Annotated in this window: 1 protein-coding gene; it reads left to right on the top strand. The window is 73.2% G+C overall.

Annotated elements, in window-relative coordinates; translation table 11 throughout:
- The first annotated feature begins 74 nt into the window (after positions 1 to 74).
- Positions 75 to 575 carry a (2Fe-2S)-binding protein gene (locus P409_RS35590; RefSeq protein ID WP_034849897.1) on the top strand — a complete coding sequence of 167 codons (501 nt, stop codon included), beginning with the start codon at positions 75 to 77 and terminating at the stop codon, positions 573 to 575.
- The last annotated feature ends 96 nt before the right edge of the window (positions 576 to 671 follow it).

Below are 671 nucleotides of genomic sequence, written 5' to 3'. Positions count from 1 at the left end.
ACGCCGCCATCCGCACCGCCCGCGACAGCGAGGTCGCCACCTCCACGACCGCCGCCAGCCATTAGGGAGAGGTCATGATCGAGATCAAGGTCAACGGCCGCCGGCAGACCATCGCCGCCGATCCCGACACGCCGCTGCTGTACGTGCTGCGCGGCGAGCTGCAGCTCAACGCCGCCAAATATGGCTGCGGCCTGGGCCAGTGCGGGTCCTGCACCGTGCTGGTCGACGGCGAGCCCGCCTTCTCCTGCGTCGTCCCGGTGCTGCTGGCGGAGAACAAGGAGGTGACGACGCTGGAGGGGCTGGGCACCGAGGAGGAGCCCGGCCCGCTGCAGCGCGCCTTCATCGCCGAGCAGGCGGCGCAGTGCGGCTACTGCATCCCCGGCATGATGATGCAGGCCCATGCCCTGCTGCGGAAGACGCTGACCCCGTCGGACGCGCAGATCCGCCAGGCCCTGCAGCCCAACCTGTGCCGATGCGGCACCCATCTGCGCATCCTGCGTGCGATCCGCCGCGCCGCCGAGGAGATGCGCAGCGCCTCGGCCGATCGGCCGGCGGCGCGGGAGACCGCGCTGTGAGCGCCGCCCTCTCCCGTCGCGGCGTGCTGCAGGGCGCCGGCGGCCTGGTCGTCAGCTTCGCCCTGGCGCCCGCCGCCTTCGCCCAGCAGGCGGCCG

It is taken from the genome of Inquilinus limosus MP06, assembly GCF_000767795.1.
GTDB classification, from domain to species: Bacteria; Pseudomonadota; Alphaproteobacteria; order DSM-16000; family Inquilinaceae; genus Inquilinus; species Inquilinus limosus_E.
The sequence above is the reverse complement of the archived record's forward strand: the minus strand, read 5'-3'. Positions and strand labels throughout refer to the sequence as shown.

Coding starts and splice junctions, on each gene's coding strand:
- P409_RS35590 (WP_034849897.1), top strand. CDS start 75: ATGATCGAGATCAAGGTCAACGGCCGCCGGCAGACCATCGCCGCCGAT.